Below are 15,928 nucleotides of genomic sequence, written 5' to 3'. Positions count from 1 at the left end.
TAACCCTGCAACGATTGATTATCCAAACCAGCCAAATGAATTTGTAGAGCATCACCTGTCAAGCTACCTGGTATACTTTATAATTCTGGTGGCTATAATTCTACAGTTGAACGAATTAGAAGATTAGCAAATGAAACAAATTCACATTGTGGTTTGGCCATGACTCAGTCCAATTTAAGTCATTTAGAAAATCGAATTATGAATAGATAGGAGTAGAACAATTATGCATAAATTAACCTTTACTCCTGCGAGTTATACAGGCTGGGGTTGTTTAAGTCAGCTACTACCGGAAGTAGAAAAATTGAAAGCAAATAATATTTTAATCATCACAGATCCATTTTTAAAAGAGTTAGGTTTAACAGATCATCTTGAAAAGCCTTTACTTGAAAATGGGTACGCTACAACTATTTATACCGATATTGCCCCAGAGCCACCGCTCGCAATTGGTGAAAAACTAGTTGATTTTACTCGAAAACATCATTTTGATTTAGTGATCGGTTTAGGGGGAGGAAGTGCATTAGACTTAGCGAAACTTGCCGCGGTTTTAGCAACACATGATGGGAAAGTGGCAGATTACTTAAATTTAACAGGAACAAAAACCCTTGAAAATAAAGGGTTACCTAAAATTTTAATTCCAACTACATCCGGAACAGGCTCAGAAGTGACAAATATTTCAGTACTGTCACTTGAAACGACGAAGGATGTTGTGACACATGATTACTTATTAGCAGATGTCTCCATTGTAGACCCTGCGTTAACGATTTCCTTACCACCCAAAGTGACCGCTGCTACAGGCGTAGATGCTTTAACACATGCAATAGAGGCCTATGTTTCTGTAAATGCCAATGAAGTAACTGATGCACTTGCACTACAAGCTATAAAATTAATTAGTGGCTCCATTCGAACTGCAGTGCATGACGGTCAAAATAAGCAGGCACGCTCGGATATGAGTTATGGTAGTTATTTAGCAGGCTTAGCCTTTTTTAATGCTGGTGTTGCAGGAGTACACGCTTTAGCTTATCCACTTGGTGGCCAGTTCCATATTGCTCATGGAGATTCCAACGCAGTGCTATTACCATATGTCATGGGCTATATTCGTCAAAGTTGCGAAAAACGTATGAAAGATATTTTAGATGCAATGGGTATTTCATCTGCGTATTTATCGCAAGAAGAGGCTTCCTATAAATGTGTAGATGCATTGAAGCAACTTGTGAAGGACGTTAATATTCCATCCACATTACAAGGATTTAATATACCTGAAACAGCACTGGAACAACTAACGGATGATGCGACAAAGCAAACAAGAATTCTGGCACGTAGTCCGATGCCACTTAAGCGAGAAGATATCTATTCGATATATCGAGCTGCGTTTGATGGAGAAGTTCGAGAACCTCATCTACTATAAAGAAATACGAGAAACGTTGATTGCTTGCGTTTCTCTTTTTTTAGGAGCTTTCTCAATGATTAAAGTCCCTGTTTGTGAAATATTTAATTTAAGAAAAAAACAGAGTTGATTCTACATTGTAGATTAACTCTGTTTTTATGTTTTAACAGCAGCAATCATAAAGAAGCCCTTTTTTAAATTCTATGAGGAAATACATACATAATATAAATAAAAATGAAATTTGTTACAATTGATTGAATAATTAAAAATAAGTCGAACGAAAATGTCAGCTTGACTGTCTAATAAGTAGAAGGGGGGTGTATGTGATGGATGACCAAGCATTGGTGAAGCGTGCGATAGCTGGGGACGAAGATGCATTTTTACATCTAATAAAACAATATGAACAGACGATGTACCGTATGGCATTTGCTTATTTAAGAAATGAACACGATGCCATCGAAGCAATACAAGAAGCTACATATCGAAGCCTAAAAAAGATACATACCATAAAAGAACCAGATTATTTTAGTACGTGGCTTGTCCGAATTTTACTCAATATTTGCCATGATATGCGTGAAAGAAGCAGACGTCTTGAATTGCAGGAAGACATAGAAATCAGTGATAATGCCCCCAATTATGAGCGCTTTGAAATGACAGATATCATTACAAAGCTACCAAAAGAGCAGCAAGAGCTTATTTTTCTAAAATATTTTCAAGATTATAAAAATCAAGATATCGCTAGACTTCAAAATATTCCAGAAGGAACTGTGAAATCAAGGTTACATGCGGCATTGAAAAAGCTAAAACTATATTTTAAGGAGAAGGGAGAGCTATAGATGAAACAGCTAGAAAAGCATGATTATGATATTTTTGTCAAAGAACTAGCGAAAATTGATATACCACATGAGCATTTAGAAGAGTCGCATCGGAAAAGTGTCATACGCTTCCAAAAAGAAAAGCGTAATCGACAACGTATATGGAAAAGCATTGCTGTTACTTGTGCATTGCTGCTACTTTTTGTAACGTCTATCCGTGTATCTCCAGCTTTTGCGAGTACCATCGCAAAAATCCCAGGCTTTGCGCCGTTAGTAGAGATGATTACGTTTGATAAAGGGGTCAAAGATATACTCCATAACAACTATTATGAGGAACTAGGACTGTCACAAACGAAAAACGGTGTATCATTTACACTTCAAGGAGTTATTGCTGATGAAACAGGTATGATATTGCCTTATACATTTTCAGCACCGTTCGATGTTCATGATTTAGCAACCAAGAAAATGGAGCTCCGTCTAAATGGTGAGGTATTACCCGCTGGAATAAGTTACAGTTGGTATAGCGAAAAAGAAACATCTTTGATTGAAGATAAATTTGTGGCTTCATTTAACAATCCTATAAATTATGACAATGCTAATTTTGAACTATATATACAATTTGCAGATGAAAAACAAACAGAGTTTACGATCCCATTCTCACTTAAAAAGCCAATAGCGAAAACAAAGTCTTATGTATTGAATGAAAAAATGAGCTTTGAAGGTCAGCAAATCACCATCAAGTCTGTATCTATTTCACCGCTCCGTACAGGTGTTACAATCGCTCTCGATCCACATAATGATTATCGTATTTTAGGATTTGATGATATTCGTCTATTGGATGAAAAAGGGGAGGAATGGACGACGATTAATAATGGCATAACAGCTACAGGGGATTTTATCGATGGGGAAGCGACATTCTTTATGCAAAGTAATTATTTTAGAGAGCCCAAAAAGTTAACATTATCCATTGGAAAAGTAAAAGCATTGCCGAAAGGGCAAGATTTTATAGAGGTAGATTTTAACCAAAAGAAAGTTCTATCGAAACCACCTCTCCCAGGCTTAAAAGTTCAAGTTAATAAGCACATGGTAACGATAAATGTTCCAACTTCTTATGAAAATAAAAATATCGGTTTACTTGGTACAGCAATAGATGCAAATGGCGAAACTGTTTATAGTAATTCAGCAAGTTATCATAGACCTGATGAATACGTAATCGAACAAACCGAAACATATAACATGAAGGGGGTCGTCAATCCAGTTCGCATCTATTTCTCACATTATGAAAACTTTTTAGATGGAACTCAAACAATTGATATTCCACTGAAATAGAGGTGGAATTATTATTAGGCTCTGTTTTAAAACCAAACGAAGAAGTAGGGTTTCTTAATTATAGTGGTACCTTGAATAAGTCTATATAAATATGTTAAAAAAAGAGTCATTTTTATTCTTCCTGCGTAAATGTTAAGTAAGACTAAAACATTGAGGAGGAATAAAAATGACTCAATTTACTAGTAAATTTTAAGCTTCAGCATCTGGTGTAAATGAACGTGTCGCTAATTCAGCGTCAAGCATAAAGATGGCGTTAGAATCATTTTCAATGCGTTCAATTTTACGAATTAACGTATCGAATGTTGATTCTTCCTCCACTTGCTCGTCAATGAACCATTTTAAGAAAGCCATTGTCGCATGCTCACGTTCGTCTAAAGCGATATCCGATAGATTATAAATACGGCGAGTCACTTCCTTCTCGTGTGACAGGGCAGTTTTGAAGGCATGTAAAATAGACTCGAAATGATTATCTGGGCTATCGAAGCCATGGATTGTTGCGCGGTAGCCCATATCGCTTAGGAAATTATAAAATTTCATCGCATGGAAGCGCTCTTCTTCAGCCTGTACTAAAAAGAAGTTGGCAAAGCCATCGTAATCTTGATCTGTGCAATATGCCGCCATCGCCATATAAGCATGCGCAGAGTAAAATTCAAAATTCATTTGTTCGTTTAGTGCTGTGTGTAGTTTTTCAGATAACATAAAAGTTTTCCTCCCTTTGCAGTAAATACCTGCTGCATCTCTTTTAGTATACAGCGAAGAAGGCAAGTGTGGCAATTTAATTGATTTTTATTCTCAATTAGGAAATTTAATCAAATTCATTTTTTAAACGCCAAATGACCTCTAAAAGATTGACAAATAAATTAATGAAATCTAAGTATAGATTTAAAGCCATGCCTACTACTTCATCATCTGAAACATGATTATGTCGGATTCGGTTAAAGTCATAAACCGTATAGAGACTAAAAAGTAGTACAGTAATTCCTGCAATAATTAATGCAACCAAGTTACTAACAGGGAAAAACATAAAGGCTAATGAAAATACAATAACGACGATTAATACGGTGAATAAATAGCTTCCCCAATTGGAAATGTCTTTATTCATCATCATACCTATCAGTGCTAGTACAATAAAAATAGCTACAGTCGCTACAAAAACAAGTAAAACAAGCTGTTGCCCTAGCTCTACAATGTAAAATTGTGTTGTCCAAAATAGTAAAATTCCCATTAAAAAGGGGATTGTATACATAATGGAATTAGCAAGCTTCAGGTTACGTACAAAGATGACAATGATAAGAAGTACAAGCGCAATAATGGATATTGGCATGACAATTGCAGGAGGTAATAATGTTGCTATGTACATTCCGACAACGGTTAATACCCACATAAAAGCAAAGTGTTTTAAGATCTTATTTAAGTTTTGATTTTTAGCATACGCCATATAGAAAAATCCTTTCTTTTGTAAAATAACTTTTATATAGTAACATACGAATGAACATTGAAAAAGATTCAACTATAAAAAAATATGTATTATTATCATCATGTGGTGATGACTGGTTACCAAGTATCCGGGATTTGATTATACAAACAATACCCGGCCTTCGCTAGACCGGGTAATATTTTAGGCATTATTTTACATTTTTCCTTTGGTTTTTCACACCAACTAAATAGCCACCAAGGGCAATTGCAACTAAGACAATCCAGAAAATGGCCTTCCAAACTGTTGAGTGTGGAAATTCATGTGGGATTATACCTAGTTTTTCGTGTGCTAAAGTTAAAACAGCCAGCTTTACACCAACCCAACCAACGATTAAGAAGGCAGCTGTTTCAAGTGATGGATAATTATCGAGTATTTTCACGAACCAACGAGCAGCAAAACGCATCATAATCACACCGATAATACCACCTAAAAACATCACAGCGAATTGCCCAGCATTAATGCCGCCAACATCGAAATTTCCAATATGAGGTAGTGTAACAGCAATGGCGACAGCAGCTAATATTGAATCTATGGCAAAGGCAATATCAGCAAACTCAACCTTTAGTACGGTCATCCAGAAGCCAGATTGTTTTTTATTGTCCTGCGTTTCCTCGGGATTTTGTTTGGCTTTCCGGGAATCATAAATATGCTTCGTTGACATAATTAATAAATAGGCAGCACCTAGAGCTTGGATTTGCCAAAAGTTAACGAGCGTTGTAATAAGAAATAGTGCCGCAAAGCGAAAAACAAATGCTCCCACTAAACCATATAGCAGTGCTTTTTGCTGTTGATCTTTTGGTAAATGCTTAACCATAACGGCCATAACAACGGCGTTATCGGCTGCTAATAACCCTTCTAATACAATTAATACGACAAGGACCCATGCGTATTCTAGTAAAATTGCCTCCAAATGTATTTCCTCCTTTATACTTTGAACAGAAATGAATAAATTGCTTTTAACTTATTCTTTGCTTTTTTAGGCAAAATAAAAAGACCTCTGCCTAAAAAATAGGCAAAGGTCTTGCTAAGCTAATTAATTGGTTGTTGCACAGAATATCTGTACGCCAAGATATGCCTTCACACCCGATGGTAAATAACCATGTAATGACGAATGTGAAATCAGATGCTTTGTTTACATCTGCTAGCTACTCCCCTTTGACATAATTGTCAAAAGCTATTCAATTCTTTATACATGAATTATAGCATGCTGAGCATCAATTGCAAATGAAAATGTGAAGATATGTTAAATGTTTTGACGGTTGTTGCCAGGGAAGGCTATTTAAATATTTTTTTGTGGATTTGATAAAAATAATTAACGAATAGGTGACTCCTTCAGGAATAGCAAGATAAATGGAATGTGAAAAATGAATAAATAAAGTCTTATTATATTTAATCCAAAATAAAATATCCTCTAAGATTACTCATTAAATGTTCCTGTAAATGTTTTACGGCCAGGATTTACTTGGTTAACGTCTATTTCTAATTTCCTAATAGAACTAGGTGTTAATGGAATCTTCCCGTCTTTCTCTATCTTTTTCCATACTTTCACATTTTTTCGGTATAGCTGTTCAGAAAGGCGATAAATATCAATATCTTTCGCTAATGCTTCTTTATACGTTGTTCGAATTTCTTTCTTCACTTCTTTTATAATCTTTTTTCTTATTTCATCTTCTGAAATATTCGTTTTAAAACCATTTAAAATTGCATTTATTTTTACATGGACATCAAATGTTACTTGATCATTTTTAACTAGTGGTTCAATATCTACTTTTATTTTTTCCAATGTTGCTGTCAAATAATCTGTTTCGTCACCCTCTATTTTAAACGTTATTTGACCTCGGTGCGTTCTATTATGCATCCATTGCATGCCTCTTGCGGCATCATTCTTAATAAAGCCTTTAAACCCACTTTTAGAAAGTACCCCAACCCCTGTTAAGGCAGTTTCCTTACCTTGTTGCTCTGCAGTTTCCCAGTTTTTACTGATCGTTACATAAGGGATACCAATTTCGTGATTTGGTTCATTTAAGCCAATAACTAAATTTCGAAAATTAACGGGCTCGACGAATATTTCTTTATCAACTGTATCTAAAGGAGTACTAAGCTTTGATGATATTAGAGATGTATTCAAAATCGGCGTTAGAAGAAGGATGTCTTTTATAGAATCTTGTGTACAATAGGTCCATATTTGATACCTTGTTTCCCTATACCGCAATACAGTGTCTATAACGGAGAGGGCATTTTTATTTTTCATCGCTTCCTCGGAGAAAATTATAAATGTCATATGCCCCCAAAACACTTTTTGGTCGACAGATTGAAATAATTTATAAAGTGCTTCTTCCATTGTTTTTCCTTTAGAGTGTCCAACCTCAGCCTGTACTGTTTTTTGAGGATTAGGATACTCGAATTTTGCAACATTGGTGAAGTTAATTAATTGCATGTATATTACATACTGACCATCTTTATAATCAATACCAAGACCATCTACATAATACATTCTTTGCGCTTCATTAACATCCCAACATCCTGAAAGAAGGAGTGAAGTAGCTAAGCTTGATAATATAATAATTTTTTTCTTCATTGCTTCTTCCTGCTTCTAGATGTACGAGTGTTATCTTGGGGTGCAAGTGCTTTATTACGCTCGGCGTAGCCTTTTGGTGATAAGCGGAAGATCGATTTTTTAATAGTTGTCCAATTTAAATCTGTTGCAAGATTCATGTAAGAATAACCGTAAATTCGGATGTTACATAAGTAAAGAAGTGTAAAGTAAAGTGAGATGAAAAAGCCAAATAAACCAAAGAAAGCGCTGGCAAGAATGAACGCAATACGCAATATACTGATGGTTGTGACAAGAGATTGGTTCACAAGAGTAAATGATGCAATTGTAGAGATCGCAATAACGACAATCATTTCGGGACTTGTCACACCAGCGCGAATGGCTGCATCACCAATAATTAAACCTCCAACTACACTTATCGTACCACCAATAACAGAAGGCAGACGTAAGCCGGCTTCTCGAAACAATTCAAACATAAGTAGCATGATTAGCATTTCGAGTGAGGAAGGGAGAGGTAAACCTGTTTTTGATTGGACGACGGTTGCTAAAAGCTGGAATGGTAGCTGATTTTGATGATAGGTCGTCAAAGAGAGCCAAAATGCAGGCAATAGCAAACCGATTAAAATGCCAACGATCCTCAAAAGTCGTTCTATAGAACTGAAAACGATGGGATATTCATTATCCTCAGCGGATTTTAATAATAAAAATAAATTGACCGGTGTGATGATGCCATATGCTACACCATCGACGAAAATAAGAAAGCGTCCTCTAATTAGAGCCTGAATAGCATAATCGGGTCGTCCTGTGTAATCGAATTTTGGGAAAAGCTTGGAGTTTTTATTAATCCGCTCCATTAATATATCGCCACTAAAGACAATATCTGTATCTACTGCTGTCAGTTGCTTTTTAATTCCGTGTAAAATATCCATATCGACAATATCATCAAAGTAAAGAATAGCCACGCTTGTTTTTGAACGTTTGCCTAACTCCATTTTTTCTACACAAAAAGAATTCGTAGGTAAACGTTTTCGTAATAGTGCAATGTTGACCCGGATGTCTTCAATAAAGTTATCCCTTGGTCCCTTAACGAGAACTTCCATCCTCGTTTCTTCAGGATTTCGATTAGGCTTTTTAGCAATATTACTAGCATATAAAAGTTCCTCCTCTTCAAAATAAAGCAGTAGGAAACCAGTATATACAAAGGTAATGGCTTCTTCTTTATCTTTGATTTTTTGAAGAGTCGGAATATGAAGTTGCTGTGTAATATTATCTTCAAAGGTTGTATCAGCTAAATTGTCATAAAGGTACTGAACACGGCGAATAATGACTTCATTGAGCATTTGCTGGTCTATCATTGCATCACAGGTAATGAATTGAACCTTTTTTTGATTAAATTTATATTCCTGAAATTGAATATCTGCTGATTTTTGAAAAAGTTTTTTTAAGGTGTTTAGATCTATCGCCTTCTCCTGCTGAGGCATTATGATTCACCACTTTCCATCTCTTGTTTTTCAGATTTCTTTTTTTGGGGAGACTTTCCCGAAAAGAACGCAACTAGTACGAAAAAAATTGACAGAAGAAAAAAGAAAATAAAAGTTACTGTTAATATATAGTTCCCTTTCACCTTCAAAAATATGTTTTCATTTAAAATAATTAGCGGTAGACAAAGTAGAAAGAAGGGTGGACCTATCATTCTCCATATTTGCTTTGGGGCCCCAGTCATTTTCAATAAATCCGCTATAACATATAAGAGGAAGCTAACTCGTATAAATGTACCTGTAAGCCATTGGTATATTGAGAAAAAGTCAAGATGCTCAATATAGCGACCAATTGAAACTAGTCCCCATTCCTCGTAGGCAGGATATCTTTGCTTTGCGGCTTCGGTAGGACCAAATTCTGCAATTGCTCCAAGGAGTGGACCTAAAGTAAGCCCCATTAAAATGAAAAGTATGATGCTAAAATGATACCAACGAAGACGATCTTTAAATTGGTGCTGTAAAAATAACAGTATGATTAATTCAATAAACCCTGATGCTGGGTAAACGATCCCTTTGATAACGGGGTGGAATCCATGCTCAAAAAATGGACGTAATAACTCATATTCTTTTACCTGTATATTTGTAAATGCTACAAAAAAACCAAAGACTACTACACCAAATAATACAAAGACATTTAACATAACAATGGTTTGTAAGCTAGTTGTAACGAGTAAAATACAAAGAATCGTATAAATGAGTAATAATATAATGACTGGTGTTTCAGGTAAAAACGTTGTGTTTACCCATTGCAATGTTTCAACCATTGTAAATGCAGCTAAAATGAGTAAATAAATAACGATTATATAGATGACAATCGTTGAGCCTATTTTCCCGATTTTCCCATCTAACCAGTCTCTAATAGGTTCTTGATTGGTCTTTTTTTGAATATAAACTAAAAGAAATAGCCAGAAGAATATAATAACAGTAGCCATTAATACAGATGCCCAACCATCTCTTCCTACAACATTGAGTATTGGGGGAATAATTGTCACGTGATTTTTTAAGCCAATAACAGTCATAGATAAGAAGATAACATGTAATATACTAATCGATCCTATGCCTTTCATATAAAAACCCTCTAACGTTAATTGATACATTTTAGCTTAGACAAAAAGTGAGGGGATTATAAGTATGACAAACTACTCTGAAAAGAGAATTTTAACTTCTTGCAGCAGTTGGTAAAGAAAGCAAAACGTCAGCTACAGAAGTTCCCAACCTTAAAGGTGGTGAGGTGAAAGTGGTTTCGAGTTATTAAGAAGTGAAAGTCGATTCCGGACTAGTTCATGAAAAAATTTTTTATAGAAATACTTAAAGGGCAGTAAGTCTCCCCACATTAAGAACTGAGGTGGAAGACTTACTGCCCGTAAAAGCCCGATTGGTGAAATTAATAACCCGTGGGTATAGAAAACCCCCATGGATTAAAATTTACTTTATTGCAGATGATTAATGAATGTAATTAGAGCTTACAAGATCCTTTTTAAGGACATCTGTTGGGATTTCGAATTCTACTACGCCCATATAGCCTGGTGCCACTTCATATTTATCAAAGGAAATCACAAGTTTACCTTTATCAGAAATATAAAATTGCTGGTCTGCTTTAATAGCTGTAAAGTTGTCCGTAACCTCTTCATCTGGTAGCCCAGCACCTTTTACCCAGTATACTTTATCTGAGTCGGAAGCGGCTTGTTTGCGCATCTGTTCGATAATGTTATCGCTGATCGTTTTAATATAATTATCGTCTTTAAAGAGCATTGGCAGTGTAATTAAAATTTCATTTTGTTTATCAATCGTATCGTAGTGCATCGTTGTAGAAGAGGATCCTACTGTATTAACAGTGTAACGACCAATCGACAAGATTTGGTCATTATCTGTTTTTACGTCGTAGCCACTATCTACACCTAAATGGCCACCACCGTTAGCCTTTAAATCCCCAACTTCGGCAATAAAGTCATTATAAAGAGCTTTACCTTCTGAACGGTACTTCTCATTTAAAGCATTAGCAAGATCTTTATTTTCTAAGTTTTCAATAGAAGGTACTTTAATGTCTGCATCGTATGTCTCTTCTTTTACTTCATATTCAGTCCAAGTTAAGACTTTTACGACACTACCAACAACAGGAATATCTGAAAGTGTTCGTGCCATTGCAGGACTGACATTTAAACCAGCTGTAAAAAGCATTGCGGCTGCCGCAGATCCAAGCAACCATTGTGGTGCTCTTTTTTTTCTGTTCTTTTTACCTTGTTTTAATGCGTTTTCAACCACAAAATCAAGCTCCTTTGGAATAGATACCTCATTATATTGTTTTTCTAATTCTTTTAATTTTTCATCCATGTGCTGTTTCTCCCTTCACATCTTCCAACTGTATTTTCAATAGTTTTAGTGCTTTATAAAGACGTGATTTAGCAGTACTCAGCTTAATGTTAAGAATATTTGCAACATCAGCGAGTTTTAAATCTTCGAAATAATGTAAAATAACAACTTCACGATACATTACGGGTAAGTCGTCTAACGCATGCTCTAAATCAACGTTTTCGTAGACATCCTCTTGTGCAGGTGTTAAATATTGCAATGTATCATCATCTGTTACTTGTAAGCGTTTATGCTTACGTAAAAAATCTATAGATGTACGTACGACGATTTTGTAAAACCAGCTTTTCATATACTCGACATTTTCTAGTCGATCTAGAGAAAGCATTGCTTTTTGAATACTGTCTTGTACGATATCAAGTGCGTCCTGTTCATTTTTCGTATAGCTATACGCGAGCAAATAAAAACGCTCTTTCTGTTCACGAATTAACTGGACAAACTCCTCTTCATGTTGAAATGCATTTCTTGTTTTCATGTCCAAAGAAGCTCCTTTATAACATTTTCAAATTGTATACAACTACTAGACGTGTGAAAGGGGAAAAAAAGTTGATAGTATAAAAAACTTATCTTATTTTTTTAACATCAAAGGAAAATAATTCGTAAAACCCAATAGTGAAGACTTACAATCTGTGGGAATAAAAAAACCTCCGCAGATGAAAGTTACACTTTACCGTCCATGTTAATTTGGCGAAAAATCATAGCAAATTATAAACCTTTTGCTAGTGCTAAGAAAGGGGAAAAAATGACTTGGGTGTAATTGGAAGTGTCGTTGAGCAGTCTTTGTTTGAGCAGGAAGTAGAGCTTCTGAAATTATTGAAATAACTGTTGGAGAATGTTGGGGATTTTTAGGGGGGATGTCAAATCATTTTGACAGTATATTAATCTAGTGTTATTATTTACCTAAAATTAAATAATTAAAGGTGAAATGATGAATAAAAGTTTGGATAATAATTATACATTGTTGAATTTTTCCAAAGCCGATAAAGTGATCTTGTGGCTTGGTTTCCCACTACTCGGTTTAGTGCTTGGTTGGTTCCTTCCAAGTATTGCTAAGTGGGCTGTTACTTTACCATGGGTACCCTTTCAAGGGCCTTTAAATCTAGTTGCCTCTTATAATGGAGCATGGGTAGGTTTTATCACAATGGTTCTTGGATTGTTTGCGGGAATTATGGTGACATTATTTTCTTTTCATGAAAGCTTAGAAATGACTATTTACGATGAGAAAGTTATGTTAAAACTTAGAGATGATGAAACGATCTTAAAAAAGGAAGATATTTCACTTGTATTTATAGATGGAAAGCAAATAGTACTATTAGGTAACGATGATAAAGAGCTGTTTCGTTATAAACAAGAGCTTAATAGAAATACAGTTGGTGCTGCATTTTTAAAACATAATTATGTTTGGAGTGATACAGCACCTTTTATAGAAGATTATAAAAAATGGGTACTGGATTGCCCTGAGCTATCACCTGCTGCAAATGCTCTATTAAAAGCAAGAAAAGTAGCGATTGAAGATGGGAATGATGAAGAAGTATTTCAGTTAGCTAAAGAGCTTTGGAAGCTAAGAGTATCTGTAAAAGAAAAAAATAAAAGTCAATATTATCGATAAACGACAAAAATGGCCTCTTCAAAAATTGAGAATTGACCATTGTAAAACAACATATATACAAAACCAATAAAGCGGTGCAATTCATATAATTGCACCGCTTTATTTTGTTTTTAAAGATATAAAGAATCATGAAAAATAGTCATATGTATTTTTTAACAGTAATAGAATTGTCACAACGATAAATAAATTACGTACATATCCGCTACCACGTTTAATGGCAAATTTAGAACCAACGATAGCGCCAGCAATTTGTGCAAGTCCCATTGGTAAACCATAGGCATAATTTATTTGCCCTAAGTATATAAACATAAGAAGGGCGGCGATATTACTTCCGAAATTCAAAAACTTTGCATTGCCTGCTGATTTTAAAAAGTCAAAGCCAACTATTAAAAAGGCAAACAGTAGAAACGAGCCTGTCCCTGGCCCTAAAAAGCCATCATAGAAGCCAATTAAGGTAATGATCACTACGAAAAATGTGTAACGTTTAGGCGTCAGATTTTTATAGGTAGAAACGCTACCCCAGTCTTTTTTGAAAATAGTATAAATAGCCACAGCTGCTAGCATGACAAGCATTAGCGGCTTTAGAACGCTTGGGTCCAAAAGATGGACAATCCATGCACCAAGCATGGAACCTATAAAAACGAAGGGGAACAATTTATAAACAGCTTTAATATCCAATTTTCCAGAGCGATAAAATGTTATGGTGCTCGTTAATGACCCCATAGTGCCCGCTAATTTATTGGTAGCCACGGCTGCAGATGGTGGAAGACCAACAAACATAAGTGCGGGTAATGAAATAAGTCCGCCGCCTCCTACAACAGAATCAATAAATGCTGCTAGAAAGCCAAAAAAAATAAGAATGAGTAAAATGTTTACATCTAAATCGAAAGGCACGGTGGTCATCTCTTTTCTATAATAATAATTTGATAGTAGCGAAATGAAACGGGACTGTAAATAGCTTAAATAGTATTTCTCTATTAATTTTGACAATTAGATATTTTTGAATATTTTAAAATTCTACAAAAAACAAAAATATTCTACTTTGTGTGTATTTTTTAATGTAATATGTAGGTGATAATGTTTTTTGCGTAAAGGGGACGTGATAGCATTTGAGTTTAGGGAATCATATAAGAGTATTTATTTGCGTTGTGTTTATGGGGCTACTTGTCGGATATGTATATAATGCCAAAAAAGATATAACTGATAATGAATATATCGATATAGTAAAAGAAGGATATTTGGGGAATTTTTCAGATGTATCTGTTCGTAATGCATTTAATTACGCATTTTTTGAACCGTATTGGCGGTATTACCAAGCAAAAACAGGTGAGCATGTTGTCGAATTATCGGGTGATATTACATTTGAAGGTGAGAAAGGGCATGCCATTTTACAATTCGTAGTGGATGAACAAACAAAGAAATTTACTGCATATGCAATGAAATTTAATGATGTCGTATTGAGTCCCGTACAAACCCGGTTGCTTATTGGCATGGTTTATGAAACATGGCATTCAAAGCGGCTAGCCTATGAGTAAGGTCTTTTGCTTTGTAAAAAGATATTCCTATATTACAGTAGAGGGGAGTGTTTAGACAGAGAGGGTGTTTTTAATGAGATTAAGTATTTTAGATCAAATGCCTATTCCTAAAGATCATACTGCTGAGGAAGCCTTTCAGCGTACAGAACAAATAGCGCTTTTAGGTGAAGAGCTTGGCTATCATCGTATGTGGTTAGCAGAGCATCATAATAGTCATTCACTGGCAAGTTCAGCTCCCGAAGTTACAGCCGCTTTCTTAGCAGCAAAAACAAAACGTCTTCGAATCGGTACTGGGGGTGTTATGATGATGCACTATTCTCCATATAAGTTGGCCGAGGTTTTTAAAACATTAAGTGGCTTAGCGCCAAATCGTATTGATTTTGGCGTCGGCAGAGCCCCTGGCGGTGATCATGCCTCCATTTATGCACTAGCAGAGGGTCGGAGACAACGATTTACAGAGCAATACGATAAGCTCGAAATAATATTAAAACTAATGAATAATCAAAAAACAGGGGAAGATGTCTATGATCAAGTAATTGCGGCACCAGCGAATATCCAATTACCTGAAGCTTGGTTACTTGGGTCAAGTGGTCAAAGCGCTATGCAGGCAGGTCGATTTGGTGTAGGTTATTCATATGCACAATTTTTCACTGGCAATATGTCAAAGGATATATTTGATACGTATAGAGATTACTTTATACCTTCCTATTATATGGAGAAGCCACAAATTATCGTTACTTATGCAGCGACAGTTGCAGATACGCTAGAGGAAGCGGAATATTTGGCGAAACCGATTGATATTACACGTCTTCATCTCATGAAGGGTCAAATTATTCAAGCGATATCACCCGAGGAAGCAAAGGATTATCCACTTACAGAATTGGATAAAATGACAATCGCCAATAATCGAAAAGCCAATCTTGTCGGAACTCCGAAAGAAGTTGCAGAATTTTTAGTAGCAGAGCAAGAGCTTTATGGATTTGACGAAGTAATGCTAAACTGCAATCAATATGCACTAGAAAGTCGCATGAATACTTTCAAATTAATTGCAAAGGAATTAATAGGAACCACACAGGATTAGTGGCGGGAGTACTTATGTAAAACCTATTAATCAACAAGGATAGCTTCGAATTTGCTAGTGAAAGAATTCTATGAATCATGAAAAAGAGAGTACAATAAAAAATCAATTCACCATGTATATTGTTAAAAAGAAGTTTTGTGGAAAATAATAAAAAGAAGTCATGTTCGCTATCTGAGTATGGCTTTTTGATTAAACTTAAAGAACTTTATGATTTTAAGAATAGCAAAACATATTTTGGG

General features: G+C 35.4%; 15 protein-coding genes. 6 read left to right on the top strand and 9 right to left on the bottom strand.

The window, feature by feature from the left end; all coding sequences use genetic code 11:
• Positions 1–223 precede the first annotated feature (223 nt).
• The 3 genes from MY533_RS12690 (at position 224) to MY533_RS12680 (ending at position 3,528) form a co-directional block, all read left to right on the top strand.
• Positions 224–1,405: an iron-containing alcohol dehydrogenase gene (locus MY533_RS12690; protein WP_248716247.1), complete on the top strand. Its 1,182-nt coding sequence runs from the start codon at positions 224–226 to the stop codon at positions 1,403–1,405.
• A 305-nt stretch (positions 1,406–1,710) separates the two neighbouring features.
• On the top strand, positions 1,711–2,220 hold the full coding sequence (locus tag MY533_RS12685) for a sigma-70 family RNA polymerase sigma factor (RefSeq protein WP_248716246.1): 510 nt from the start codon (positions 1,711–1,713) through the stop codon (positions 2,218–2,220).
• A complete protein-coding gene (locus MY533_RS12680) occupies positions 2,221–3,528 on the top strand; it encodes a DUF4179 domain-containing protein (RefSeq protein ID WP_248716245.1) in 1,308 nt (435 codons plus the stop codon). It abuts the gene before it with no gap.
• A 189-nt stretch (positions 3,529–3,717) separates the two neighbouring features.
• On the opposite strand, the gene MY533_RS12675 is transcribed toward MY533_RS12680, so the two are convergent.
• The 8 genes from MY533_RS12675 to MY533_RS12640 form a co-directional block, all read right to left on the bottom strand.
• Positions 3,718–4,227, bottom strand: a complete 510-nt coding sequence (locus MY533_RS12675) for a ferritin (protein ID WP_248716244.1) — start codon at positions 4,225–4,227, stop codon at positions 3,718–3,720.
• Between the two features lie 106 nt (positions 4,228–4,333).
• A complete protein-coding gene (locus tag MY533_RS12670) occupies positions 4,334–4,966 on the bottom strand; it encodes a Bax inhibitor-1/YccA family protein (protein WP_132359823.1) in 633 nt (210 codons plus the stop codon).
• Positions 4,967–5,153: 187 nt separating this feature from the next.
• Positions 5,154–5,915 (bottom strand): TerC family protein, encoded by a 762-nt coding sequence (locus MY533_RS12665; protein ID WP_132359821.1) that lies wholly within the window; start codon positions 5,913–5,915, stop codon positions 5,154–5,156.
• A gap of 507 nt (positions 5,916–6,422) precedes the next feature.
• Complete coding sequence (locus MY533_RS12660; protein ID WP_248716243.1) at positions 6,423–7,583, bottom strand: Ger(x)C family spore germination protein; 1,161 nt, start codon at positions 7,581–7,583, stop codon at positions 6,423–6,425.
• On the bottom strand, positions 7,580–9,040 hold the full coding sequence (locus tag MY533_RS12655; RefSeq protein WP_248716242.1) for a spore germination protein: 1,461 nt from the start codon (positions 9,038–9,040) through the stop codon (positions 7,580–7,582). Before MY533_RS12655 ends, MY533_RS12660 begins: the two co-directional genes overlap by 4 nt.
• The gene (locus MY533_RS12650) at positions 9,040–10,164 is read right to left on the bottom strand and encodes an endospore germination permease (protein WP_248716241.1); all 1,125 of its coding nucleotides are present in this window, start codon (positions 10,162–10,164) and stop codon (positions 9,040–9,042) included. The genes MY533_RS12655 and MY533_RS12650 overlap by 1 nt, the downstream gene beginning before the upstream one ends.
• 376 nt (positions 10,165–10,540) lie before the next feature.
• Positions 10,541–11,428, bottom strand: a complete 888-nt coding sequence (locus MY533_RS12645) for an anti-sigma-V factor RsiV (protein WP_248716240.1) — start codon at positions 11,426–11,428, stop codon at positions 10,541–10,543.
• A complete protein-coding gene (locus MY533_RS12640; RefSeq protein ID WP_248716239.1) occupies positions 11,421–11,939 on the bottom strand; it encodes an RNA polymerase sigma factor SigV in 519 nt (172 codons plus the stop codon). Before MY533_RS12640 ends, MY533_RS12645 begins: the two co-directional genes overlap by 8 nt.
• Positions 11,940–12,389: 450 nt before the next feature.
• Between MY533_RS12640 and MY533_RS12635 the strand changes: the two genes are divergently transcribed.
• On the top strand, positions 12,390–13,073 hold the full coding sequence (locus MY533_RS12635) for a YqeB family protein (RefSeq protein ID WP_248716238.1): 684 nt from the start codon (positions 12,390–12,392) through the stop codon (positions 13,071–13,073).
• 126 nt (positions 13,074–13,199) lie between these two features.
• On the opposite strand, the gene MY533_RS12630 is transcribed toward MY533_RS12635, so the two are convergent.
• On the bottom strand, positions 13,200–13,967 hold the full coding sequence (locus MY533_RS12630; RefSeq protein ID WP_248716237.1) for a TSUP family transporter: 768 nt from the start codon (positions 13,965–13,967) through the stop codon (positions 13,200–13,202).
• A gap of 215 nt (positions 13,968–14,182) precedes the next feature.
• Here MY533_RS12630 and MY533_RS12625 point away from each other — a divergent pair, with 215 nt between their 5' ends.
• Positions 14,183–14,608 carry a hypothetical protein gene (locus MY533_RS12625; RefSeq protein ID WP_248716236.1) on the top strand — a complete coding sequence of 142 codons (426 nt, stop codon included), beginning with the start codon at positions 14,183–14,185 and terminating at the stop codon, positions 14,606–14,608.
• A gap of 73 nt (positions 14,609–14,681) precedes the next feature.
• Entirely contained in the window at positions 14,682–15,689 is a 1,008-nt protein-coding gene (locus MY533_RS12620; RefSeq protein WP_248716235.1) for an LLM class flavin-dependent oxidoreductase, read from the top strand.
• Positions 15,690–15,928 lie beyond the last annotated feature (239 nt).

Source organism: Lysinibacillus sp. Ag94, from assembly GCF_023242215.1.
Lineage (GTDB): Bacteria > Bacillota > Bacilli > Bacillales_A > Planococcaceae > Lysinibacillus.
This window is presented reverse-complemented; position numbering and strand designations above follow the sequence as displayed.